Source organism: Legionella birminghamensis (genome assembly GCF_900452515.1).
Taxonomy (GTDB): domain Bacteria; phylum Pseudomonadota; class Gammaproteobacteria; order Legionellales; family Legionellaceae; genus Legionella_C; species Legionella_C birminghamensis.
Window position 1 is genome coordinate 3,307,501 of sequence record NZ_UGNW01000001.1, and the last position, 24,410, is coordinate 3,331,910.

A 24,410-nucleotide genomic window follows, 5' to 3' on the forward strand; every position below is an offset into this window, starting at 1 on the left:
CTCTAGAACGCCTGCAAACTTATACAATACTTCATCATTGCCAGAATCAAGCACTAATGCTTGACGATAAAGGAATAAACTGCAAAACGAAAGCTGGGCTTTTAAACCATCAGCTACCAGTTCAAGAACTTTTGCATGATAGGACTTGCTGTAAGGAGTGAAATGCTGCAATGTTGTAACCAGGGCATTACTTACTTCACTCGCAGTGTAGATCTTTTCACTGGGTCTTACAGGTGACGGCGAGTTTCGATGACTCGCAAAGAAGCCTCCTTGTACAAGCGTTGAAGAACTGGAAATCGGAGTTTGAGGCATAACGACATCAACATCTAAATTAGCCATCGATGCCAGATCATTAACCGCATCGGTACTATTGTACAAACCAAGCGCTCTCTTTTTAGTCGCAGGAGTATGCAATTCCTCTTCGTTTTCAGTTTCGCTTTCCGTTTCATTATCAGACAGAATGATATTTCTTCTTTTTCCATTGACGGAGCCATTCTGATTATTACGCAGAACAGCATATTTTGCTTTTAATGTAATCTCAGCAGGTGAAAGTTCAGAATCACTTTCACTGTTCATTTCCATAGGGAGAAGCTCGCTTTTTTCTTCGGATTCAGGCTCAGCAATATATACCTCATCATCACTGAGTTCTTCTTCCAGGCTTTCACGCAAACGATTTTCAGCAGGCAGCGCTTTTCTCTGCTCATCAGCCATATATTGATTGACTAACTGAACAAAATCCTTAAATCTCCGCTTATATGCCTCTTTGTCTGCTCTTTTAGTGTTCTCATCATAGGGTAGAGAGAGAGGAGACATTTCAGCAAAGTTAAGAATATGCTGAATCATCTGGCTTCGCTTCTCGTCCTCAGTTGAACTCGTTATCACATCCAGCGCAATTTCGAAAAGCTCAACCAGATATGGCATGTACAATTTTTTTGCTGCATCTTCCAATAGTTTAGTGGTTTTAAACTTATTAAGAATCTTTTTAAAATAGATGGGTGCCTCTTTCTCATCGCGAGCCTGGTAATAAGCTATTTTTACATCAAGAAAATGATGATAGTAAGGAATAAATAACTGAGCATCTTCCAGATACTGGAAACCTCTGTCCCTCCATAGCATGACATCCTTAATCTTCAGCGTTTCACCCTCTTTTGGCTCGACCTCTTCCTTCACAATTGAAAGAATCCAGTCAGCAATATTGATGCTCGTCTCAGCTAGTAACATCCAGGTATCGTTAACTTTCTTTTGCAAATCTTTTGATCTTAATTCACCAATGTTATCGTTTACTTTTTGCAAGTATGAGATATCAGATTTCATTAATTCCCAAACGTTAACACATTCTGCTGCATCAAAAGGGCCGCCATTTACAAGATTGTCGCAATGGGTTTTTATTGTTTTACATTTCTTCGCTACCAGCCTGCGGTATTTTAGAAGTTCAGCCTTAGTCATTTTTTTACTACTCATATAAAGAAGAGCAAGCATTATACCTTGAGATCTAATTTTGGTCAAAATGAAGGATTTTATATATGTATGAAGGAGTTAATAGTACTCTTACCGCGAATAACTATTGAAGTTCTTCAAAGTTTGGATAGCCAACCTATAGCTTTTATCTCCGTTCAGCCTGAGGCCACCGCCTTTAGTAACGGGGCTTTACTCCTCCTCAGGCCGAACGGTTCTAAAACAATCCTGGCTCAGTTACCCGCTTGAGACATACCGATTATTGCATATGAAGAAGTCGCTGCTTTATTAATTTCCTCATTAAACTTCTCAATGAAAGCTTGCTTAAGTACAGATGGAGGGAACTCTGACTTCCATGCTTGCAATTTTCGCTCTAAGTATTGCAGCAATTTTTCAACAAGAATTTTATATTCTTCCGCCTTGTCCTCAAACAGTCGGCCCAGTTTTGAATGAAGCATAATCAGCGTATTTGAATAAATTTTCTCATTGGCGACACAAGCATAGTTTTGCTCTTCATTTATTAGCTCGGGATGCTCTTTAACCAGGTTGAACATTCCCTTAAGCAACTTATTATTTTGAGGATGTAATACATTTGCCTGTCGATATAAGAATAAACTAACAGCCGGCTGGTTACCGTGTCTGGGACTTTCCATAAAGTTAGCAATAAAGGACAAAATGATGGGCTTGAACTTTTCTCGTGATCTTTCTGCAATGAAATCTTCCAAAACCTTAATTAATGCGTGGCCAATGGCTGGAATATTATATGTCTTGTTTTCAATACCCGGCGCCGAAGCGGGCAAAGAGTTTGGGCTTCTTCTGAAAAAAATCACCTGGGCACTACTGGAAAAGTAGGCCGGCTGCTGCATAGCTGGTCTTTGCGCGGCAGTGGCAGACGGTATATCCTGCTCTTGCTGCAAGAGCCCATTATTTTCCTCAATAAGTATCACTTCTTCTTCTATGACAACGGTATCTGGGGTTTCCAAACAGACTTCGATAATTTCAACTTCCTCTCTTTTTTGTTTCTTTGTCGAAGTTTTAGTTAAAATGATATCTTCTCCAACCACCTGAGAAGCTTCTCTTTTTTTGCGGCCTTTATTTCCCTGACCAGTCTCCAAAAGTAAAGGCAGTGCTTCTTCATCGTCGAATATCACAACGACTTCTTCGATAATCTCAGAAGAACTAGATGATTCACTGTTTGTACTTATATTAATAGAGGAATCATCAGTATCATCCAAATCAACAGGCATTTTTTCTAAAGCTATATTGCTAAGAAACTGGCGCGGTTCGATTGCCAAATGAATTGCTTCTTCCCCTTCGGGTGTTACGCTGCGGCTGAAGAACTCAGCGGGTTCGATAGTAGACTCTCCCAAATTTTCTGCCAGCTGGTTTTGAAAAATATCCAACCAGTACTTTAAATATTCTAACTCCTCATCATTACCAGTTAATATAGGAAAAGAAGATGAGGTTGAGAAATTCAATGCCGCTTTTACTATCGCAGTGCTTAACCTGGCTTCCGGAAAGTGTTTAGCCGCCTGAAGGCTTAATGCAAAAAAGTAAAGACGTTGTGCTGGTGTGACGCCATGTGTTTTAAGAAGGTTTCGCTCTTTAATCAGCTCAAGCATGTCCAGAAAATTCTGTTTATCTTCAGAAAGATTGAAGCGATCACGCAAAATTTCAAGCTTTAGCAAGAATGCACTAAAACCCACCTTGATTCCTTGTTCATCGAATAATGATATGGAACGATCCACCCACTTCAGCGCAATATCCAACAATGGAATTTTCTCAGAAACTTCTTCGGCTTCCAGACAACTTTCAGAGGCTTTACCACTGGTTTTTTCACAAAACTCAGCGCTAAGGGTAATAATTTTTAAAATGTCAGCTTCAGGAAATCTTTCGGATGCCTTTAGCATAACTCCGGTAATAGACGATATTAACTGCCAAATGTGCTCATATTCCACAATGTCAAAATCTGATTCTTTATATAAATTAAAATAGGAAGTTAATAAATATTCACTTACTGCGCTGTAGTCCTCATATAAAGCATTCGGAACACTTGTATTGTTTGCCGAAAATTTATCCATTCTGATATTCAGCTGATTAAGCATTGCTTGAAATTTATTTGCGGCTTCGCCATATGTTCCCGGCTTATGTAGTTTGACTGCATTTCTCCAATCGCTTGACTTGATATACTTCATATTTCTCACTTACCTACTAAATAGAGCAAATATTTTACCCGATGAACTAATTTAAGTCAAAATGGTTCATCTATCGGGTGCTATTAGTAGAGTCCCGCCTTGATGTACAGGTCTCTTTTTCCGCTCCGAATCCCCGCGGCTGCGACCCATAGCTATCTACACAAGTGCATGAGAATTAAAAGCTATCGAATCCCCGCGACCGCGGGGCCACACGAAGCCAATTGAATGTTAAGCACACTTGTTTATGACTACCTGTTAAATCTTATTTTTTGGCAACATTGAAACTTGTCTGACGGCCATGCTAATCCTACAGGCATGGGCCCCGCGGTCGATGCCGCGGGGATTCGGTGATCGCAGTCGCGGGATTCGGTGGTCGCGGCCGTGGGGATTCGAAGGGGCTGCGCAGCGGGGGATTCGGATGGTCGTAGCTGCGGAGATTCGACTTAGACAAATACTTTGTTTGCGTCTGACCTGCGTTGGCTAAGCCAGATCGAAGCGCTGTTCAGGCATCGATCTGGATTGCTCCGCTTTGCTCGCAAAGACGGTAATAGGAAGTAAGGCGGGAGAAATTATTCTTTAGCGCGGGAAACGTATTCGCCTTTACGTGTATCAACTTTGATCAGTTCGCCAGTTTGAATGAATAAGGGCACGCGAACTACTGCTCCGGTTTCCAGAATAGCGGGTTTACCGCCGCCGCCAGACGTATCGCCGCGAACGCCAGGATCGGTCTCAGTGATCGCAAGAACCACAAAATTGGGAGGCATAACCTGGATAGGCTCATTATTCCACAAAGTGACAATGCAGATATCCTGCTCTTTCAGCCATTGTTTTGCATCTGCCAAAGTCTCTTCTGAAATTCCATATTGTTCAAACGTGTCGGGAACCATGAAGTGCCAAAGCTCTCCATCACTGTATAGATATTGCATTTCAACGTCGCTTACATCCGCAGATGGCAGCGTTTCGCCTGATTTGTAAGTGCGCTCCACTACCCGGCCTGTTTTCAAATTCCGAATTTTAACTCGGGTAAACGCCTGGCCTTTTCCTGGTTTAACGAATTCACAGTCAACAATACTGCATGGGGCATTATCAACCATTACCTTCAATCCATTTTTAAACTCATTCGTGCTATAAATAGCCATTAGTACTCCACAGTTGAGATTTTGTCGCATTTTCGTTAGAGTGGCGAGTTTATCAATTTTGTTCCATTAATGCGAGATGCCTTTGTGAGTTGGCAAAAAATTTTAGCGCAGGGATTTGCCTCTTCGACTGAGTTGTTGCAGTTTCTGGGCTTGGCCACTCAAGACAGTTCGGCCGCGGAAAGGTTATTTAAAACCCGCGTTCCTCGCGGTTTTGCCGCCCGCATGCAAAAAAATAACCCAGATGATCCCTTGCTGTTGCAAGTCCTCGCTACTGAAAAAGAGCTTTTTGACGCCGAAGGCTATCAACAGGATCCCCTGCAGGAAAACAACAGCAATCCTTTAAATGGCTTATTGCATAAATACAATGGACGCGTTCTATTAACATTGACTGGTACTTGTGCTGTCCACTGCCGCTATTGTTTCCGCAGACATTTTCCTTATCAGAAAAATAATCCTGGCAGAGAAGGCTGGCAAAGGGTTATTGAATATATCAGGACACATCCCGATGTATCTGAGGTAATATTGAGCGGCGGCGATCCCCTATTAGCCTCTAACAGGGTTTTGAAAGAGGTGCTCGGGGAAGTTGATCAGATTGACCATGTGACAACGATACGTTTCCATACACGCGTTCCAATTGTGCTGCCTGAACGTATCGATGAAGAGTTTTCAAGCATTTTAAGTGCATTGCGAAAGCACAAGGTGGTGGTACTGCATTGCAATCATGCCCAGGAAATCAATGAAGACGTTGAAACAGCCTGCCGGCAATTGCGGGCGTCGGGTTGCCATTTACTCAATCAGGCGGTTTTGTTAAAGGCGGTGAACGCCGAAGCAAGCACTCTGGCGGAGTTAAGTAAACGCTTATTCAGCTGTGGAATACTGCCATACTACCTGCACGTATTGGATAAAGTCGCCGGTGCTGCGCATTTTGATTTACCCGATGAAAAAGCATCCGCGATTTTCCGGGAGCTGCAGACCTTGCTTCCTGGATACCTGGTGCCGCGACTGGCGAGGGAAGAAGCAGGAAAAAGCAGTAAAACTTTGCTTTATTAAAGCCTGGGCTTTCGAATTTACCCGGACAATATTGAATCAATGGCAATCCTCCGTATAATTCGCCTGCACTGTTTACTGCATTCTTAACGATTCAGACTATGGAAGTAATAACATCTGCGAAATAGGATGGCGTTTCTGTTCTCGCATACCAGGCAAGTACGAGCTTATTCTCATAAAACTGACCTGAGTTAAGGACTATCAATTGTTCTTTCTCCAGAAAAGGCTGACAAAGTTCAGCCGATAAAACACCATAACCATACCCATCTTTAAATAAGCTGAGCAATGACTCATTAATATTCACAAAATGGCGTTCGGATTGAACGTATTTCAGCAGATCATAGTGTTTCAGATAATTGAGGGTCATGGGATCTGACTCATCAAAATCAATAATTCGTTCTGTTTGTAAAATATCTTTCAAATTCCGGCCAGCCCAGTCCGCTGTAGCCACCAGGACATAACGCTCTGGCCGGATCGCTTTCACTTGCATTTCTTTAAAGAGATGCTGCGGTTCAATAATTACAAAATGACTACTGCCCGTTTGCAGCGAGGCAATTCTGTGCTCAGAATCATTAATGTGGAAAGTAATAAGTAAGCGAGGATATTTTTTTAATAATGGGCGACAGGCAGGAATTATCCGTGAGGACATGATACTGGTGGGACCGCTGATGCACAATCGCACAGTCGCCTCCACCCCCGCCCCATGAATATTGGATAAGGTAATCCCTTCCAGCTCTCGAGACGCCTGGCAATAACGGAGCAAAGCCTCCCCTTCGGAGGTTAGCAAGACGCCGTGATGGCTGCGTATAAAGAGTGTGGTGCGTAATCTGGTTTCCAAAGCACGTATACGTTGAGTAACCGCTGTCTGACTTAAGTGCACCGCCTTGGCTGCTGCATGCATACTTTTATGCTGGGCGACAGCAAAGAAAATCTGCAATTGAGGATCCAGTAATTTCATTTATCCTTCTCAAATGACATTTTTTAAGCTCCACCTCCGCGGCTTGCCCTTGGAGCATTAAAGCGCAAAAGCCTGAGGGGCGTATCGCCGTTCGGCCTGATGTGCCGATTTAGCTCCGTCTCAGGCCGAACGGTCCCAATACAATCAGATCCAGATTGTTTCTATTCGTTCAAAGCTTGTAACCATTTCTCAAGAGCAAGCTGAAGTACGCCGGTTGAGCCTGCTATTCCGAATAAAATTCATACCTCTTGTATTGGGTAGAATATGTTTTCCGATTTCTACCAGATAAAATTGCTCCAGGCCAGGAATAATATACTTCAGGCAATGAAAACCGCTATCAAGTTCAGCGATAGTAGTCTTGAATATAGAAAAATTCTGCTTGCGAATGCTTTGAATAATGCAATCTAACTGATGGCTTAGCGAAGAAGCCCCTTTATAATCAGGAAGCGAATCAAAATGCTTCATTTTAAATTGAGCTGACAGACTGGCAATATCCGCCATGGCACATTGAGCCAATAATGGCTTTTCCGCAAAATTGCTCAAGGTTTTCAGCTGATTTTGCAGCAAATGATCATTAAACAAATGCAATGGCTGTAAGGATTCCAAAAGTGCCCGCTCCAGAGCGTAGTCTTTATAAAGCGATGTACCACAACCAATGGGTTGAATGGGCATCGATTGTTTAGTCAGGCTGACCAGAACACTTGGAATACCTATATCGCTGGTGATATCCACCAGAAGGAGCTCCTCGTCGTACACCTGCTCAATATGATTGATCATTTCTTTTAAATACTCAGGCACTGTATCTTTGTCGATGATCGAAACAGGTCCATGCAATAAAAACGCCTGAATGAGAAATAAAGAGTAAGCATCACGCTCTATCGCTTCATTCAGGGCATGAATACTGGCTTCATCCTCATTGGTACCCGAGGCAATGCCTGAATCACAGGCCTGCCAGGAATAAGGCTCATAATTAAATTCATCCCGGGCAGCCGGGCTTTTGGCGTAGCGCGGATCGATTAAATACAATGGATAATACAGTATTTCACCAGAGGCAATTTCTTCAAATCTGGCGAAGGGTAATTCTCCTGTTTCCTGATATATTGAAGGAGTCAGGAGTTGATGTGTTTTCAAGGGATTTGCAATCCGCGGATCACTTAAAGAAAAATAATTATTCTGATTTTTTTGACAAAAATCGAACACCGCATAATGTTCCAGGGCTTCAAAACAAGCACTTACCATCGATTGAATCCCGATTCCTTTCCCGCAACCATAAAAGATGGAATGCGATTGATCATCAATTAATTTGCAATGAAAGGTCTTAATCTCACTGCCATATTGCTGGAAATCAGCATGTAAATTCAATTGGTTAAGGGTTAGCTTTGCTTTTCCCATAGCCATCCAGGATGGCATTTGTCTTTCATAATTCATTTAATATACTCCATGCCCGCTGCTTAATCGCCACACATTTTGCGTCACGGATTAAACTAAAATTTTCAAGCTCTGGGATTAAGGTGTAAGTGATCGTGACACCAGTGGATGACTGGTATAAATCAGCGACATAAATAGTCGCCTGACAAGCCCCTAAATGTTCGGCCATCAATTGAATTTGCTGACTTAAGGTGTTTGGCAAACAATATGAAGGAACATCATCCCAATTGAGCTCTACACAGATTTTATTATCTACCAGCATTTGCAGATCGCCGATCATCGCCTTTAACAGCAAAGGGCTTTTCTCAAAAAACCTGGCATTTTGCTCACGATAAACCCTGGCATTTGCATTGAATCGCTCTTTGTATTGTACCGACTCATACAGGGCCTGCTTCAATGCCGCTTCTTTAGAAAGTGAGGCGCCAAACCCCTGGGGCTGCAGCAGCATCGTCTGCCGGGTAAAACTGACAACGAAGGCTGGGATAGAATTATCACTGCTGATGTCTACCACTAATATATTTTCATCATAATGCTGCTCAATGGCCGCTATGATTTCAGTGACAGATGGAGGCAAGGTGTTCTTTCGCATCACCCTTGCAGGAACTGGCTTATGATGAAGCACTGTTTTTAGCAGAAACAACGAATAGGCGTCCCGCTCGACCCATTGATTAATGCCATGGATGATCGCTTCTTCTCGCGTCGCTCCGATAGCAAGCCCGATATCATTGCTCAGTGAAGCAATGTTTTCATCAATAAAAGGATAAATTAAAGCCAATGGGTAATATATGCTGCCTCCATTAAAGAGGGGGTGCAATTCAATCCAGGGGTAAGGTTTTTTCTGGTAGCTTTCTTCCAGTAAACGTTTGGGCATTAGTTGATGCTTCGTCAGAAAACTCGTGGATGGCGAACTCGCGGTAGAAAATGAATACTGGTTGAGTAAATTATTTTTATACAGACTGATGCCAATTGATTTTTCTAATGATTCAAACAAGGCTTTTACTTTAGCCTGTTCCTCGCTGCCGCTTGCTCCCCCTAAGGAAGACAGCTCCAACTGATGGTTATTGGCAGCACATAGATAAGTACTTAAATGAATCCCCTTGTGCTTCAAACTGCCTATACATTGAAAAGCGGGCTTAATGTGATTTTTTAAAGCTTCATCAAGACCAATCAATAAAGCATCATTAAGATTGTAAGCACGTTGTTCAACCTGTAAATTATCCATAATGACTCCTAATTTCCCCTGGGGCCTGGCTTACAGCCCCACTCGGGATAATACAGTTTACAGTGTTACATCAACGGCATCAGGATTTAACAATTCCTCAAGCGCTTTATACTTTTCCATATCAAACTCACCATAGCCAGGACCTGCAAACTTTGTCCGCCCATAGTCTTTATCCAGGGTTTTATAGCTGATGATAGTGTCTAAATTACTATTGTTTTCAAATGTATCCATATATTTTCCTTAGTGTTTTTATATCGCCAGAAAATAATAGGCAAATTAGAACGCTGAGCGTTAATGATAAGAATCAATCACGTGATAAGAAATTATGATTAGCAAAACACAGCGGCTATACTTTTTTGAACTCATTACTGGCTGTTTTTGCATAAATTTGAAGTAATTTTTCTTGCGCAGAATGGGAGCCATTGCACAAGGGCTTATAGCTTCCATCCGTTTGCATTTCCCAGGCATACATATTGTCTTTTAAATAGTTTTTGAATATTTCCTGTTTAATGCGTTTCCTGATCCCTTCCTCCTGAATTGGAAACAATACTTCAATGCGATTGTATAGGTTGCGCTCCATCAAGTCTGCGCTGGCACAATAATAATGTTCCTCGTCATCAATCCGGAAATGATAGACACGATGATGTTCAAGGAACCGCCCCAATACAGAGAGGACGCGGATATTGTCAGATATTCCAGGGATCCCTGGTTTAAGGCAGCACATACTGCGTACAATTAAATTAATTTTGACCCCCGCCTGCGAGGCCAAGTACAGCGCCTGAATCATGGCTTTATCAGTCAGCCCGTTAATTTTTATGTTGATTTCCGAATTTTTTCCTTCTTTTGCCGCTTCACAGCAGGCTTCAATATGACTCATAATATTCTTTTGCAAGGTGAAGGGTGAATGGGATAATGCTTTCAGTTTGACCGTGCGGCCCAAACCGGTTAGTTGCTGGAAGATGATTTGGGTATCTGCAGTGATTGACGGATCGGAGGTTAGTAAGCCAAAATCAGTATAACGCTTTGCAGTTTGTTCATGGTAATTTCCTGTACCAAGATGTACATAGCGCTTGAGTTTGCCATGCGTCCTTCTCACCACCAGTGTCATTTTGGCATGTGTTTTATAGCCCATTACCCCGTAAAGAACTAAAACACCGGCTTCGTGCAGGCGGTTGGCTAATTTCAGATTAGACTCCTCATCAAAACGGGCACGAAGCTCTACAACGGCCGTTACCTCCTTGCCGGAACGTGCAGCTTCAACCAGGGCCCTCACCATTACGGATTCCGAATGTGTTCTATACAGAGTCTGTTTTATCGCCAAAACATTGGGATCAGCAGCAGCCTGGCGTACAAAGTCAATAATGACTTCATAGCTTTGGTATGGGTGATGCAGGAAAATATCCTGTTCATCCAGCACATTAAAAAGATTACGGCGCTGATGAATATAATCAGGGTATTGAACAGTCAATGGCGGATAGTTCAAGTCGGGGCGATCGATTCGGTTAATAGCGCTGTAATAGCGCTGCAAATTCACCGGGCCATCGCAATAATAAGTATCTTCATGGTGCAAATGATGCTTTTGCAAGAGGAAATCGACAATATGTTCGGGGCATTTTTTATCGACCTCCAGACGCACCACATGGCCATAATGCCTGGAGAACAGTTCGCGCTGTACTGCAACAGCCAAATCCTCAATTTCCTCTTCCCGCAAGAATAAGTCGCTGTTGCGTGTTAAACGAAAAGGGTAACAGCCATTAATTTCCATCCCCGGAAACAGGCTGCTGATATGCGTTTGGATAATGGAAGAAAGATACACGAAATAACTGCCGCCATCTGTACACAACTCAGAAGGCAAATGGATCATCCGAGGCAGGGAACGGGGCGCATGGACTACGGCGTAATCAATATTCCGATCGAAAGCATCCTTGCCGCGCAAGGAAATAATAAAGTTGAGACTTTTATTGAACAAGCGCGGAAATGGATGCGCCAGATCGAGAGCAATAGGGCTAACGATAGGCAGCACCTCATTTTTAAAATAATGCTTCGCCCATAAATGAATATCTTCAGTCCACTCCTCCACATCATAGAAGTGAATGTTTTCCTTGCGCATTTCCGGGAGCAGCTGTTTGTTGAAAATCTGATAAAGCTCATCGCTTAAACTATGGGCTTTTTTACTGACCTGACTAAACACTTCATCGGCCCGTAAACCGTCTATATTCAACTTAGGGGAGGAAATGGCTATTTTTTCTTTGAGGCCTGCGACCCGGATTTCAAAAAATTCATCAAGATTACCGCAGCAAATGCATAGAAAACGCATCCGCTCCAGCAAGGGAATACGCTCATCCTTTGCCAGTTGCAAAACCCTTTCATTAAACGCGAGGGCAGTGAATTCCCTGTTTATAAAAAAATCCGGATTGTCCAAAATCTTGCTCAAAATTGCTCCTGCTGTAATTAAAACATTTACTCTCTATTAGGTATGGACTAAAAAGAAGCAGATGCCAATATAGGCGATAAATCCCCAGAAAGGGGATAGTTGTAGGTATACCAAAGCCAGAAAAAATAAGATACAGGCAATAAGCACAGGCAAGGAATAATAAGTCTGTATAACCCCTTGCGCAACTGAATAGGAAGCAGCAGCCAGTAATGCCAATGCACCATATTGCACCGCAATCATTATTTTCTGTGCAAGCGGCGAATTGTGATTATTTAAAAACTGATAGCCAAGCACCGCCAGAATTAATCCGGGTAAATTTAAAGCGAAAACTGCCAGCAGCAAACCAAGAAAACCAGCCAGCTTATAGCCAATTAAGGCGGATAATTTAACCGCAGTTAAACCCGGAAAAAGAAAGCTTGAGCCGACCATGGCAATAAACTCTTCCTGGCCTACCCAATGCCGGTGATTGACCACTTCTACTTCAATCAGTTTGAGCATGGAATTTCCGCCCCCTAAAGAGACCACGCCGATTTTTCCAAAACTGGTAATCAGGTTTAACAACACATTATTCATGAAAATGAGTCTGTTTCAAAAAACGCACATAATCGCAGGGAATGTGCTGTCTCATCAATAACTGGCTTACCCGCGTTACCAACTGGTGGGAGCGTCCTTCAATGCAGACGCTGAAAAAGCCCTGGTCGGCAATGCGAATCTTTGCCAATTCGAGCTTAATCGCAGGGGCAAGGGGTAATTTGTACTTAAGCGCCACTTTATCCACTCGAATCATGCGGCTTTCCTGCTCAATTTTGCTCAACATTTCCCTTACGGTAAGTGCTGGCTCGCCAAGCAAAAGTTCCCCCGGAGACTGGGTCAGCAGATTTATTTTATGCCCAAACCCCTGACATCCGCCGCGCTCTTCAATCATGGGTTTGTACAGCAATTCATCGCGGCGATCTTTTATATTGTAATAGCCATCGTTCAGAAGATGATAAACATCCACTCGCTGTTTGATCTGATACCGCGACAAATCCAGAAACGCCTCTCCCAACCCATACAATGTGATAAAACTGTCTGCAGGCCAAAAATAACGGATCTCCCAACGTAGTATATCGGGTTCTTCAGATGCCAAAGCAGAAAAATCAATTAAACCGTCAGAGTCAATTTCAAAATTCCAAACCAAGCGTTTGTTTGCCATGCCTCAGTTTTCCTTAAGGAATTAAAATCATTTGCCACGCTACTCTCGCAAAAATAACTGTAACGAGTATATACTACAAAATCAAATGCTTAATTGCTCATTTATTACTTCATAATATTTTAAAGGAATAAACATGGCTACACTTCTGTTTCTTATTTATCTCGTGTTTACTCTAATCGTCTTGTATCGCGGTTTGCCCGCTATAGCCTGGGAAGTAGGGTCGGCCGTTTATCTGATTCTGGCTAGCTTTTTTATCGGGATGCATTGGCTGCCAGGCATTTTAATCTGGCTGGTTATCTTAGCAACCGTTGTCCTTTTACACGTGGAGCCGGTTAGAGCGGCCTTTGTCGACTTTATTTATAAACGCTCGGTCAAATCCATTCCCAAGCTTTCAAAAACAGAAGAGGAAGCCCTTAATACTGGCGATACCTGGGTTGAAGAAGATATCTTCACCGGTACTCCTGACTGGGATAAACTTTCTAACATTTCCTCAGCACTGACTTCTGAAGAACAATCCTTCCTGGATAACGAAACCCAGGCGCTTTGCAACATGCTGGATGAATGGAATATTAGTCAGGAAGGAGACTTGCCTGAAGAAGTATGGAACTTTATTAAAGAGAAAGGCTTTTTGGGTCTGGTTATTGCCAAAGAATACGGCGGCAAGGGATTTTCTGCCAGGGCCCATTCCGATGTCGTTATGAAAATTGCCAGCCGCTCAGGAGTTGCTGCAGTTACGGTAATGGTGCCTAATTCCCTTGGGCCAGGTGAACTTCTGCATTATTATGGCACTGATGAGCAAAAAGCCAAATATCTTCCTAATCTGGCGAAAGGGATTGATATACCCTGCTTTGCATTGACTGAGCCCGGCGCCGGTAGTGATGCGACTTCCATCCAGTCAGAAGCTATTGTTACTCAAAAACAAGTCAATGGCGAGACTGTCCTTGGTTTGACTATTAACCTTAACAAGCGCTGGATTACGCTTTCGCCGGTCGCCACATTAATTGGACTGGCGGTCAATTTGAAAGATCCCCAGGGCTTGCTGAATGGTGTCGGTGAAGAGGGAATAACCTGTGTATTAATTTCTCGGGATACTGAAAACCTCGAAATTGGCAACCGTCACCTGCCTGCCGACCAGCCCTTTATGAATGGAACTATCCGTGGAAAAAATATTTTTGTACCCATTGATACTATTATCGGCGGTCAGAAAAATGCCGGTCATGGCTGGCAAATGCTGGTCGAATGTCTCTCCATCGGACGTTCAATTTCTCTACCCGCCCTGGCAGCCGCCTCTTCATCCATTTGTTATCTGGTAAGCGGTGCTTTCTCTCGCATCCGCCGCCAATTCAATGTGGAAATTGGGCAATTTGAAGGCATCGAGGAAAAGCTGGCTGAAATTGCGGGCTTGAATTATCTGATTAATGCCACCCGCCTGTTAACTGTTGCCGCCGTTAATCAGCATATGAAGCCGTCTGTAGCCTCTGCTTTGACCAAATATTTTAATACGGAACTGGCACGGAAGGTTATAAATAACGCGATGGACGTTCATGCTGGCCGCGCGGTGGTTGTCGGGCCGAGAAACTATTTAACCAGTTTCTATGTGAGCCTGCCGATATCGCTTACGGTTGAGGGCGCTAACATCATGTCCAGGAACTTGTTGATTTTTGGCCAGGGTTCCATGGCTTGCCACCCTTTCGTACGCAAAGAGTTTTATGCAATTGCCAAGGAAGATAAAAAAGAATTTGGCAATCTGCTTTGGCAGCATATTCATTATTTTCTGCAGAATTTTGCCAAGAGCATTTGTTCCGGATGGACAGGCGGACTATTTATCGCAGCGCCTGATAATGCACTCAAAAAACAATATAGAAAATTGGCCCGCTTAAGTCATGCCTTCTCCTGGCTGGCGGATCTTTCACTGATTTATCTTGGCGGTGAATTAAAGCGCAAGGAGCGCCTCTCTGCACGCTTAGCCGATGCAATGTCCTATTTATACCTGGCAATGGCCGCACTCAGACTTTATCAGGATAATAAAGACAATGCCGATCAACAGCTGCACGCCCTTTGGGCGACATCCTATTGTTTTTATCATGCACAGCAGGCAATGATTAATTTCTGTCAAAATTTCCCCTCGAAGCTGATTGGCGGCTTAGTGCAGTTCCTAATCTTCCCACTTGGGCAAACCATGCGTTATCCCTGTGACCGCCTAGACAAGAAGCTTGCGAAATCGATGATGAGCAATAATCAATACCGCGATGACATGAAACACTGGATTTTCTTGAGCGGCGACAGCAGTCAGCCTGTTGATCGCATGGAGGAAACCTTGCAATTGTTAATTCAAAATGCCGGTTTGTACCAAAAAGTGGGCGGTTTAAAACGTTACCAGTTTGACAAGCTGCATGACCTCCTGGAAACCAAGGTTACCAAAGGAGAGCTGACCCAAGAGGAAATGGACACCTTAATGAAGGTTGAAAAAGCGCGCTGGGATGCCATTCAGGTCGATGAGTTCACCTTTGACTCGATGAAAAACAAAACGTATTCATCAGTAACCGATAAAATAGCGACGCCTTTTGATTAACAGTATGGTTTACTGTTCTTTAACACTTCAGCAGCTACTGATAATCGCCTAGTCCTGCTATCCTTTTGCTATACTTTTTAAACCTGATCCGTTTGCCAGCATTATGCTGGCAAACCCTTAAGAATTCATCGATGTGAGAGTGCAATACCATGGGAGAATTGAAGACAACAACCCGCGGCAGCAGTGTTGGCGAATACTTGCCTTATTCCGCCGCAATCAAGCAAGCCTGCCAGGTTGTCGCCTATAGTCCAGAGGGTGCAAGATACCTGGAACAGCAAACCATAAACAAAATGACGCGTTTGGGAAAGCTTGAAGAAGCGCAGCAAGTGCTTAAGGTCCTTGCCGATTTTCGCCGTAGTGTGGAGATGCAGCAAGATCGTCCTTCGCCACAATCAAATGAGGGGCCTGTCCGTTCTGACTTCCAGAATTTTCAACATAATTTTGCCCAATCCGCTATAGAAACGATTAAAAAGCTGGCAAGCGGCCCAATAAAACTTGATTTTGCCCTTAACCAGGAAACCAAAATAATACGTGGATTTTCTTCTAATGGTAATGTCCTGCCAGCCGGAGATCCATTGCTGGCTGCCCTTGATCTGACCTTTAATGCCTGGCTGGCAGAAAGAAATATGATAAGCAAAGGGAGCAGGATTTACGAATGTGATAGCAATGGGGATATTAAGAAAGACGCCGCCGGAAATCGAGTCAATGTCGATGCGGTTAAGCTGAGTAAAATGATTAGTGACCCGGAACATGGTTTTCAAAAGACCTTATCCAGCAAAGGAGTAAACGTTACTGTAGAGCAGCACCGCTATCCAGAGCAACGCGCCGAAGCCAAGCAGGCGGCAAGTGCCCAGGCACAGCGCGAGCCAGACCAGGAAGCCCCCACTTCAGGCTCCGGGATGGGCGCCGGGGGTTAGTCCTCTCGTCTTTGCGAACGAAGTGAACCAGGCCGGAGCTAGAATAAGGCACTGAGAGCTGGATTGTTTATTGCGTCCGTAAAGGAAAGGGCCTTTATTTTGCCTACACAGCTACAAGCGTCCAGCTACGATTTATTAGCAGAATGCCATCTTTCGATTGAGCCAATATCAATCCAGTCACCCGCAAAATGCTCGCCGCTTATTAAGCCTTTCGCTGCAACCGCCCGCCAGAGGGGGGTCACAGAAAAGCGGCCTGGTTCATAGCTTTGGAAAAACGTCGGATGATAACAGGCGATTCCAGAATAGGTAAATTTTTTCTCATCGTTAATTACTTGCCGATTCCCATTCAGCCCAAAATCTCCCCGGCTATTATGAGCAGGATTGTCGACCAGGATCAGATGGGCGAGTGATTCTTTTGGCAAGTGGATACTGGCAAAATTAAAATTCGTATAGATATCTGCATTCACGGTAATAAACGGTGCGTTGCCGAGCAGCGGCAATGCATTGATAATTCCTCCGCCTGTTTCAAGGCCTCCGGGGGGCTCTGGCGAATAACAAATCTCTACACCCCAACGGCGGCCGTCTTGCAAATGGTGTCGGATTTGGCTCCCAAGATAGGCATGGTTAATCACGATTTTCTGAAAACCGGCAGCTGCCAGATTGGCCACGTGATATTCAATTAAAGGCATGCCCTGCACACGGCACATCGCTTTTGGACAAGTTTTAGTAAGGGGCTTAAGCCGCTCTCCTCTACCAGCTGCCAAAATCATTGCAGTTTTCATGGCAAATGGATCCTTTTTTGAATGAATTGGTAAAATGGTTTTAGCTCTTCATAACTTTCCAGACAATCAAGAACGTAATGAAGTGTTAACGGCAAGTCGTTTAGATAGCCAGGTTTATTATCGCGCAAATATAGCCTTGAGAAAACACCGAGTACCTTCAGGTGGCGCTGTAAACCGCATAAATCGAAAGCGCGGTGAAACTCTTTAAAGCTCATCTCTTCGGTGAGGGTCGAGCGTTCATAAAATAATCTCATCCATAGGAGCACCTGCTCTTTCGGCCACTGGATATAGCAATCTTTCAATAAGGAAACCAGATCGTAAGTACAGGGCCCTTTCATTGCATCCTGAAAATCAATAATACCAAGCGCTTCTTTTTCTCCGGGCAAAATCATCAGATTACGTGAGTGAAAATCGCGGTGAATCAGCACCTGCGGCTGTTCAGCCAACTGATTGACCAGCCAATCAAAGGTAGCAGCCAGCAGATTTTGCTCGGACTCATCCAGCGTGAGCTTCAAGTAGGCCTTGATAAACCATTCATTAAAAAGCGACAACTCCTGCAACATAAAGGACTTGTCAAATAAGGGCAGTTTTGTGATTGGGCATTGCTGCAGACGCAGTATGCTATCGATCGCTGCTTCGTACCAGCGGCTCGCGGTTTCCGCCTGCAAAGCGGGTAGAAGCAATTGATCGCCAAAATCTTCCAACACAATGAACCCCAGCCTCTGATCAGCTCGGTATATGGTTGGGACACGCAGCTCATTTTGTTTTAACAATTCTGCAATGACAAGAAACGAATCAATTTTTTCCTTTTCTGGCGGCGCATCCATAATAATACCTTTGAAGTTGCCATACTCAATTCGGAAATAACGTCTGAAACTGGCATCGCCGGTCAACGCTTTTAATTGATACTGTCCGCCTACCCATGGTTTTAACCAATTGTGCAGTGCGTTTTCCCGTTCTTGCATGCTATACTCCAAAACCTTGTTCATAGACGGCTGAATTATCTCAGCAATCATTCAAATGTAATGCACTTTGTGCTCGTGGATCATAAGGTATTTTGGTGACGGTGAAAATCAGGTTTTATCAGAAGATCCTCTCAATGAACAGCAAAACGATTGCTTCTCTGTTTTGCGCAGGCGCTCTATCGACTATAGTTTCTGGCAGTCTATTTTATTTCCGAAGCGTAAATGCTGAGACTGCAATTATTGAACCGGTACAAGCCTGCGTAATTCGCCCTGATATGGAAGATAATAATGTCAACCGGGAATTATTTGCCCGCTGCCTCGGCTGGCAACCTGATTCAGCACATCCAGTCTGTCAGGGCAGTTATGCCGAAATAAGTATTCCCCCGCTGGATGAAGATGAAATACGCCTGCAGGCCAACAACGTTTCATTTTATCGCCAAGGCCGCTCCACCCTATCCGGTGATGTCAGCGTCCAGCAAAACGAGCGCATTGTTAACGCGCAAACGGCTTATGTCTATCGCGATGACAAAACCAATGAAGTCAGCCACATTGAATTATTAGGCAATGTCCGCTACCTGGAGCCTGGACGGGTAATGGTGGCGCGGAAAGTCACCATCAATGTGAAAGATAAATCAGGCAAGGCAGAGAATGTTATTTACCGCTTTAATTCCCGTCAGGGAGCAGTTTTACCGGCCTGGGGGCGAGCTAATCTAATCGAGCGCTTTGCCAATAAAGATTATTATCTTAATAAGGCAACTTACAGCACCTGTGCGCCACAGGACAGAGCTTGGGAAATCAAGGCGGATGAAATTACTCTGGACGACTCGGAAAAAATGGGTGTTGCCCGCCACGCCCAGCTTTTAATCAGAAGGGTTCCGGTTCTTTATACGCCTTACCTGAGTTTTCCAACCTCAAAAGACAGAAAATCAGGATTTCTGATCCCAACTAAAGGTTATTCCAATGTGGGCGGCTTTGACTTTTCCCTGCCTTATTACTGGAATATCGCCCCAAACTATGACGCCACCATTATCCCCCATTTATACACACGCCGGGGGTTGATGATGGGGGGACAATTCCGTTATCTGACCGAGAATTCGAACGGGACTTTTAATGGCCGTTATTTGCCTCATGATCGTGCCTACGCTGATTTTTTAAATGATAACCAGTTGAATTTTCCGGAATTACGCGGTCTGTCAACTGATCGCTGGTCGGTCCAGTTCTTTGATTTGACCCGAATTGCCCCTAACCTGAATTTGAAAATTAATTATCAGCAAGTGTCGGATGATTATTATTTACAGGACTTCAGCAGTAATCTAGCGGTACTCACTGAGCGGCAACTGCTGCGTGAAGGGGAATTGAGTTATACGACGGATCACTGGCTGTTTCGGGGTTTGCTGGAGAGCTATCAAACCATGCAGCCCATCAATGAATCAAAAATCGCTGGTATTTATCAACGCTTCCCTCAATTGATGGCTCATGGAATTTATGAGGATTTACCCTTTAACGGCAATTTGAGCTTGCATGGTCAGTTTGATAATTTTGACTGGCCAAACAGTTTAACCTATCAACCGCAAGGGCCTCGTTATTATTTTAATCCCTATTTATCCTTTCCGCAGCTGCGCCCCTGGGGATACATTACGCCCAATGTTGAGCTGGTTCAGAATTATTATGATGTGCACCGTTATTACAGCAATACCAGCAGGGATTTCAGCAATACGATACCCCGATATTATATTGATGGCGGTTTGTATTTTGATCGCTCAACGCAGCTATTTGGAAAATCGTTTAACCAGACACTCGAACCTCGATTATTTTATCTTTATGTACCTTATCATGATCAAACTGAAGTCCCTGTCTTTGAATCAGCCTTTACCATATTCAATGCCGATCAATTGTTTAGAACCAACCGTTTTTCGGGTTATGACCGAATAGGGGACAGCAATCAGCTCTCCTATGCAGTCACTTCGCGCTTTCTTTCTGATGAAACAGGTGCTGAAAAAGCAAGTTTCACCATTGGGCAAATCCGCTATTTCTCAGATCGCCGTGTACAACTTTGTCAATCCCCGACAGGTTACTGTCAGGATCCGCCCCTGTCATTGGGGTATCTTTCCCCCACCGAGGATTATTCACCTGTCGCATCGCGCGCGATGTACCGGTTGAACCCTTCCTGGATAGTTACTGGCGATTACGTATGGGATCCCGCTATCCGCTCTACGAACAATGGCCATATCAATTTCCATTACCAGCCGGAGGTCAATAAGATTGTTACGCTGGGATATACCTACATGGTGAACGGCGATGTGGTGGAGTTATCCGATTATCCTGTGCAGAAGAATGCACTCCACCAGGCCTCCGCCTCCTTTGCCTGGCCAATTAGTGACGCATGGAGTACATTAGGAGCATTCAGTTACAATATCAGCAAACGCTACGATATGATGACATTTATGGGTATTCAATATGATAATTGCTGCTGGGCCGTCCGCCTGGTCGGCGGCCGCGCATTCAAGAGCTTAAGCCAGGAAGCACGCCCGCAATATAATGACAATATTTATCTGCAACTCTTGCTGAAAGGTTTGGGTTCAGTGGGGAATAGTGATCCTGCGACCATTATTCATACTTATATTCCGGGTTATCGTGACAGTTTTCATCGAAACTAATCGAAGTAACGACTTGAATTTTGTTTAAAAATAACTCAAAATCCCAGGAAAAATAAAATGAGGAAACCAGGCATGTTTAAACGTTTTGCAGTATTGGGTCTGCTGATATCCTTTTATGCGCCATCGCTTTTCGCAGAGCAGCTAGACAGGGTGGTCGCCGTTGTTAATGATGGCGTGATTACTTCCAGTGAATTAAATCAGCAGGTTTCAATTTTAAAGAAACAGTATGAAGCCAAGAATATGCAGGTTCCCTCGGACAAGGTCTTGCGTAAACAGGTTTTACAGCATCTGATTGATGTCGACTTACAGCTTCAGCTGGCTAAGCAGAACGATATCACCATTGATAATTCCGAGTTGAATGAAGCGATTAATAAAATTGCGGAAACCAATCACATTTCACTAAGCGACTTGCGTGAGGCGATTGAGCATCAGGGCATCAGCTGGAATAATTACCGTGAGAATATCCGCAAAGAGATTTTGCTGGGCAGGCTGCAGCAAAAAGCAATCGGGCGCGATATCACTATCACCAATCAGCAAGTAGAAGATTATTTAAAAACTTCTTACCAGCAGGATAAGGATAAAAGCCAGATGACCTTTCATCTGCAAAATATAGTTATCCCCTTGCCCGAAGAGCCTACCACAGAACAATTAAAAAGCGCCCAGAAAAAAGCCAATGATCTTTTGAAAAAGCTTCATCAGGGCGCTGATTTCAGCCAAATTGCCATCGCTGAGTCCAGCGGTGAATTTGCCCTGGAAGGCGGCGATTTGGGCGAGCGGCATCTTGCAGAATTACCCGATGTCTTTGTCAGTGAAGTGGTCAAAATGAAGACGGGGCAAATTGCAGGTCCAATTCGCACTGGTAATGGGTATCAGCTGATTAAGCTGACTGCTATTGGCGGAGATAACAGCCAGCATCAGGTGGTGAAAACCCATGTCCGCCATATTCTGCTCAAGTCGGACTCCAGTCTGACTCCTGCTGAAGCAAGCCGTCAGGCGAATAATCTTTATCAGCAAATTAAGTCCGGTAAAGACTTTGCACTGCTGGCTAAACAATACTCGCTGGATGCAGCCAGCGCCGTTAAAGGGGGCGATCTCGGCTGGGTAACGCCAGGTGAATTGGTTCCCGAATTTGAAAAAGCAATGGATGGGCTGCCGCTCCATAAAGTGAGTAAACCGGTTAAATCAGTATTTGGCTGGCATTTGATTGAAGTACTTGAGCGTAAAAAAGTAGACGATTCGGCCTCCTATCAGAGACAGCAGGTACGTCAATTCCTGCAGCAGAAGAAATTTACTGAAGCCGTACAAAACTGGCAGCAGCATTTACGTACGGACGCCTACATCAAAATTATGGACAAGGAATTGGCATGAAGCCGCTCCTGCTTAGCAGCGGCGAGCCTGCCGGCATTGGCCCTGATATTTGCCTGACCCTGGCAGATTATGAGTATCCGGTGGTCATTGCCGGCGATATGAATGTGTTAGCAGAACGTGCCCGACAGTTAAATCTTTCGCTTGAGTTAAACGAGTTTCATCAGGGCAGTCCCTTTCAGTTCCGTAAAGGATGTCTGCAGGTTTTACATAGTCCCTGCGTAGAGAAAGTAACCCCCGGCCAGCTTAACCCGCGCAATGCCACGATGGTTATCAACATGCTCGCGCAGGCGATTGATGCCTGCCTCGCAGGCCATTTCAGCGCCCTGGTAACGGCGCCCGTTCACAAGGCGGTGATTAATCAGGCAGGGATCCCATTCACAGGCCATACCGAATTTCTGGCTGAGCGCTGTAATACCAATACAGTGGTGATGATGCTGACATGCCATGCCTTAAGGGTTGCTCTGGTCACCACGCATCTGCCGCTTCGAGCAGTTCCTGATGCCATCAATGAGCAGGCAATCAAGTCCGTCATTCGGCAACTGCATCAGTCTCTGCAAATTGATTTTGGTATTGGTGAGCCTACTATCCTGGTGGCAGGACTAAATCCCCATGCCGGAGAAGGCGGCTATCTGGGCCGGGAGGAAATCGAGGTGATTAGCCCGGCGTTGCAGCATTTACAGGCAGAAGGGATTAATGTTCAGGGCCCTTTTCCTGCAGATACGATGTTCACGCCCCAGCACAAAGCCGATGCTTTTGTGGCCATGTATCATGATCAGGGCCTGCCAGTACTTAAATATGCCGGATTTGGCAATGCGGTGAATATCAGCCTGGGTCTGCCGATTATACGAACCTCAGTAGATCATGGAACAGCGCTGGAATTAGCTGGAACAGGAAAGGCGGAAACGGGGAGCCTGCAGGCCGCGGTTAAAACAGCCTGGTCGATGGTTAAGCAACGGAATCAGCAGTCTTTGCGAACAAAGTGAAGCAATCCAGATCAATGCCAGGGCAGAGCTCCGATCTGGATTGCTTCGCCAAGGCTCGCAATGACGGGAGGTTCGTCTTTGCGAACAAAGTGAAGCAATCCAGATCAATGCCAAGGCAGAGCTCCGCTCTGGATTGCTTCGCCAAGGCTCGCAATGACGGGAGCTCGTCTTTGCGAACGCAGTGAAGCAATCCAGATCAATGCCAGGGCAGAGCTCCGATCTGGATTGATTCGCCAAGGCTCGCAATGACGGGGGGTCGTCTTTGCGAACAAAGTGAAGCAATCCAGATCAATGCCAGGGCAGAGCTCCGATCTGGATTGCTTCGCCAAGGCTCGCAATGACGGGAGCTCGTCTTTGCGAACGCAGTGAAGCAATCCAGATCAATGCCAAGGCAGAGCTCCGCTCTGGATTGCTTCGCCAAGGCTCGCAATGACGGGAGGCCGTCTTTGCGAACGCAGTGAAGCAATCCAGCGCAGTGTCTGGACAGAGTTTCGTTCTGGATTAACCAAGGTCCGCTGACAGGGGAGAGGATAATTACATGAGCAAAATTAGTTTAATAGCAGCAGTCGACGAAAATAATGGCCTCGGCAAGGATAATCAATTGCTTTGTCATTTACCGGCCGATCTTAAATTTTTTAAACAGACGACATTGGGTAAGCCTATTATTATGGGCCGCAAAACCTTCACCTCTATCGGAAAGGCGCTGCCAGGGCGGCAGAATATCGTCATTAGCCGCAGCATGACGCCTGTCCAGGACATCGACATTGCCCATTCTCTTGAAGATGCGCTAAGCATTGCCCAAGCGGCTGAAGAAGTGATGATCATTGGCGGTGCCAGTCTATATCAGCAGATCCTGCCGCAGGCTGAGCGCATTTATTTGACCCGAATTCATCATCGTTTCGCTGCCGATGTATTTTTTCCAGCGATTAATCCTGAAGAATGGTCCTGTGAACTAATTGGGGAGCATGAGAAGGATGAAAAGAACCCCTATTCAATGAGCTTCTATCTTTACAGCAGAAAAGCTTGATTCTAGGATACAGGCAATGGCTCTCCTGAGTCTCTGAGCCGCAATTTATGTTATATTGTGGCGATC

Annotated in this window: 19 protein-coding genes (1 of these 19 running past the window's edge); 7 read left to right on the top strand and 12 right to left on the bottom strand. The window is 44.6% G+C overall.

Annotated elements, in window-relative coordinates:
- The 3 genes from DYH42_RS14135 to efp all read right to left on the bottom strand — a co-directional run.
- Positions 1 to 1,446 carry the 5' portion of a hypothetical protein gene (locus DYH42_RS14135; RefSeq protein ID WP_131793054.1) on the bottom strand. 273 nt of this gene lie to the left of the window's left edge, so 1,446 of the gene's 1,719 nt are visible here — the first part of the coding sequence; its start codon is at positions 1,444 to 1,446; its stop codon lies off the left edge, out of view.
- 242 nt (positions 1,447 to 1,688) lie between these two features.
- Positions 1,689 to 3,650, bottom strand: a complete 1,962-nt coding sequence (locus tag DYH42_RS14140) for a hypothetical protein (RefSeq protein WP_058525090.1) — start codon at positions 3,648 to 3,650, stop codon at positions 1,689 to 1,691.
- Positions 3,651 to 4,219: 569 nt separating this feature from the next.
- Positions 4,220 to 4,789, bottom strand: coding sequence for an elongation factor P (gene efp / locus DYH42_RS14145; RefSeq protein WP_058525091.1), 570 nt, complete (start codon positions 4,787 to 4,789; stop codon positions 4,220 to 4,222).
- Positions 4,790 to 4,840: 51 nt separating this feature from the next.
- On the opposite strand from efp, the gene epmB reads away from it, so the two are divergent.
- A complete protein-coding gene (epmB, locus tag DYH42_RS14150; protein WP_272946886.1) occupies positions 4,841 to 5,839 on the top strand; it encodes an EF-P beta-lysylation protein EpmB in 999 nt (332 codons plus the stop codon).
- Between the two features lie 91 nt (positions 5,840 to 5,930).
- Here the strand turns inward: epmB and DYH42_RS14155 are convergent, their stop codons facing one another.
- The 7 genes from DYH42_RS14155 to DYH42_RS14180 form a co-directional block, all read right to left on the bottom strand.
- Positions 5,931 to 6,794, bottom strand: coding sequence for a LysR family transcriptional regulator (locus DYH42_RS14155; RefSeq protein WP_058525093.1), 864 nt, complete (start codon positions 6,792 to 6,794; stop codon positions 5,931 to 5,933).
- A 189-nt stretch (positions 6,795 to 6,983) separates the two neighbouring features.
- Positions 6,984 to 8,222, bottom strand: a complete 1,239-nt coding sequence (locus DYH42_RS14160; protein WP_058525094.1) for a YcaO-like family protein — start codon at positions 8,220 to 8,222, stop codon at positions 6,984 to 6,986.
- Positions 8,212 to 9,444, bottom strand: coding sequence for a YcaO-like family protein (locus DYH42_RS14165; RefSeq protein WP_058525095.1), 1,233 nt, complete (start codon positions 9,442 to 9,444; stop codon positions 8,212 to 8,214). The genes DYH42_RS14160 and DYH42_RS14165 overlap by 11 nt, the downstream gene beginning before the upstream one ends.
- A 57-nt stretch (positions 9,445 to 9,501) precedes the next feature.
- A complete protein-coding gene (locus tag DYH42_RS16650) occupies positions 9,502 to 9,675 on the bottom strand; it encodes a hypothetical protein (protein ID WP_157062417.1) in 174 nt (57 codons plus the stop codon).
- Positions 9,676 to 9,790: 115 nt separating this feature from the next.
- Entirely contained in the window at positions 9,791 to 11,878 is a 2,088-nt protein-coding gene (ppk1, locus tag DYH42_RS14170; protein ID WP_115317103.1) for a polyphosphate kinase 1, read from the bottom strand.
- A 36-nt stretch (positions 11,879 to 11,914) separates the two neighbouring features.
- On the bottom strand, positions 11,915 to 12,451 hold the full coding sequence (locus tag DYH42_RS14175) for a chromate transporter (RefSeq protein ID WP_058525097.1): 537 nt from the start codon (positions 12,449 to 12,451) through the stop codon (positions 11,915 to 11,917).
- Positions 12,444 to 13,073 carry a hypothetical protein gene (locus tag DYH42_RS14180; protein ID WP_058525098.1) on the bottom strand — a complete coding sequence of 210 codons (630 nt, stop codon included), beginning with the start codon at positions 13,071 to 13,073 and terminating at the stop codon, positions 12,444 to 12,446. The genes DYH42_RS14175 and DYH42_RS14180 overlap by 8 nt, the downstream gene beginning before the upstream one ends.
- 133 nt (positions 13,074 to 13,206) lie before the next feature.
- Between DYH42_RS14180 and DYH42_RS14185 the strand changes: the two genes are divergently transcribed.
- Positions 13,207 to 15,645 carry an acyl-CoA dehydrogenase gene (locus DYH42_RS14185; protein WP_058525099.1) on the top strand — a complete coding sequence of 813 codons (2,439 nt, stop codon included), beginning with the start codon at positions 13,207 to 13,209 and terminating at the stop codon, positions 15,643 to 15,645.
- Positions 15,646 to 15,794: 149 nt separating this feature from the next.
- On the top strand, positions 15,795 to 16,562 hold the full coding sequence (locus tag DYH42_RS14190; protein WP_058525100.1) for a hypothetical protein: 768 nt from the start codon (positions 15,795 to 15,797) through the stop codon (positions 16,560 to 16,562).
- 125 nt (positions 16,563 to 16,687) lie between these two features.
- Here the strand turns inward: DYH42_RS14190 and murU are convergent, their stop codons facing one another.
- Complete coding sequence (gene murU, locus DYH42_RS14195; RefSeq protein WP_058525101.1) at positions 16,688 to 17,344, bottom strand: N-acetylmuramate alpha-1-phosphate uridylyltransferase MurU; 657 nt, start codon at positions 17,342 to 17,344, stop codon at positions 16,688 to 16,690.
- On the bottom strand, positions 17,341 to 18,309 hold the full coding sequence (locus tag DYH42_RS14200; protein ID WP_058525102.1) for an aminoglycoside phosphotransferase family protein: 969 nt from the start codon (positions 18,307 to 18,309) through the stop codon (positions 17,341 to 17,343). Before DYH42_RS14200 ends, murU begins: the two co-directional genes overlap by 4 nt.
- 134 nt (positions 18,310 to 18,443) lie before the next feature.
- On the opposite strand from DYH42_RS14200, the gene DYH42_RS14205 reads away from it, so the two are divergent.
- The 4 genes from DYH42_RS14205 (at position 18,444) to DYH42_RS14220 (ending at position 24,344) form a co-directional block, all read left to right on the top strand.
- Entirely contained in the window at positions 18,444 to 20,966 is a 2,523-nt protein-coding gene (locus DYH42_RS14205; protein WP_058525103.1) for an LPS-assembly protein LptD, read from the top strand.
- A gap of 72 nt (positions 20,967 to 21,038) precedes the next feature.
- Positions 21,039 to 22,334: a peptidylprolyl isomerase gene (locus DYH42_RS14210; protein WP_058525190.1), complete on the top strand. Its 1,296-nt coding sequence runs from the start codon at positions 21,039 to 21,041 to the stop codon at positions 22,332 to 22,334.
- On the top strand, positions 22,331 to 23,317 hold the full coding sequence (gene pdxA, locus DYH42_RS14215; protein ID WP_058525104.1) for a 4-hydroxythreonine-4-phosphate dehydrogenase PdxA: 987 nt from the start codon (positions 22,331 to 22,333) through the stop codon (positions 23,315 to 23,317). The genes DYH42_RS14210 and pdxA overlap by 4 nt, the downstream gene beginning before the upstream one ends.
- Positions 23,318 to 23,855: 538 nt before the next feature.
- A complete protein-coding gene (locus DYH42_RS14220) occupies positions 23,856 to 24,344 on the top strand; it encodes a dihydrofolate reductase (protein WP_058522560.1) in 489 nt (162 codons plus the stop codon).
- The last annotated feature ends 66 nt before the right edge of the window (positions 24,345 to 24,410 follow it).